This window comes from Desulfovulcanus sp. (assembly GCF_982781345.1).
In genome coordinates this window covers 1-1,469 of sequence record NZ_CEYAEZ010000151.1, presented here as the reverse complement: position 1 = coordinate 1,469, position 1,469 = coordinate 1, and the positions used below count along the sequence as shown (strand labels likewise).

Genomic DNA, 1,469 nt, shown 5'->3' with positions numbered 1-1,469 from the left:
CTGCTCACGGGCAAGACCCGTCAAGAGGACGAGAAAGACCAGGACCGGCGCGGCGGCATCATCTGGCATACACAGGGCTCGGGCAAGAGCATCACGATGGTCTATCTCGTCCGAAAGATGCGAACCATCCCAAAGTTGCGGGCCTTCAAGGTGGTGGTCGTCACGGACCGCACCGACCTGGAAAAACAGCTCCGGGAGACGGCCGCTCTCACTGGCGAAAACATCCGGCCGGATCAGCAGGACGAGAGGCGAAGAACGTCGGCCACCGAGACGCTCAAGTCGATTTTACGCGAAGACAGCCCGGACATCGTCTTTGCCATGATCCAGAAGTACCTGGAGCGCAAGGGCGAGGCAGAGGTCTATGAATACGAAGTGCCGGTGAAGGTGAGACAGCCCCTCGAAGGCGAGGAGCGTCTGGTACACCAGGAGAAAACCAAGACGCTGAAGCTCGCGGTTCGGGATCAGGAGTTCGAGGTTCTGAACGAATCCCCTAACATCCTGATCCTGATCGACGAGGCCCATCGCTCGCACACAAAGACCTTCCACGCCAATATGATGAAGGCACTGCCCAACGCAGCCAAGATCGGGTTTACCGGTACGCCCATCATGCGCAGCGACAAGGCAACGACCCAGGCGATCTTCGGGGAGTTTATCGACAAGTACCGGTTGAACGAGGCCGTGGAAGACGAGGCGACCGTTAAGATCGTCTACGAGGGGCGAACCGCCGACGGGCTTGTGGAGCACACCGATCGGCTGGACCAGAGGTTCGAAGACCTCTTTCGCGATTACACCGATGCCGAGAAACAGGCGATCAAGAACAAATACGCGGCTGAGGGCGACGTGCTCGAAGCACCCAAGCTCATCGCCGAGAAAGCAGCGGACATGCTGCGGCACTACATTCGGGCCGTTCTCCCGAATGGCTTTAAGGCACAGGTCGTGGCGGTGTCACGGCTGGCGGCGATCCGATACTGTGAAGCCCTGGAGAACGCGCGCGACCGGATTGTGCAGGAAATCGAATCCCTTGATCCGGGCAAACTTAGGCTAAGTGACGAAGAACTCGCACAGGAAGATGAATACACGCAGTTTCTTGTCGGAGCAGCCAAACATCTTGATACGATCCGCCGCCTGGAGTTTGCGGCCGTCGTTTCCCACAATCACAATGATCCGCCTTCCTGGCGCGAATGGACAGACAAGGCGAAGCAGGATGCCAACATCGCCCGATTCAAGAAGCCGCTCGTTCACGAGGACCCGGCAAAGCAGGACGGGCTGGCGTTCTTGTGCGTCAAAAGCATGTTGACCACAGGGTTTGACGCGCCGTTGGAACAGGTCCTCTATCTAGACCGTAAGATTGTGGCCCATGAACTCCTCCAGACGATTGCCCGCGTGAACCGACGGGTGCGAGGTAAGGAATGCGGTTATATTGTCGACTACATCGGCGTCGCCCGGCACTTGCATGAGGCATTGGGCGG

General features: G+C 58.3%; 1 protein-coding gene. It reads left to right on the top strand.

The window, feature by feature from the left end; translation table 11 throughout:
* Window positions 1–1,469: DEAD/DEAH box helicase family protein (locus AC3WVG_RS11800; RefSeq protein WP_488798315.1), on the top strand; the 1,469-nt coding region annotated here is incomplete at both ends.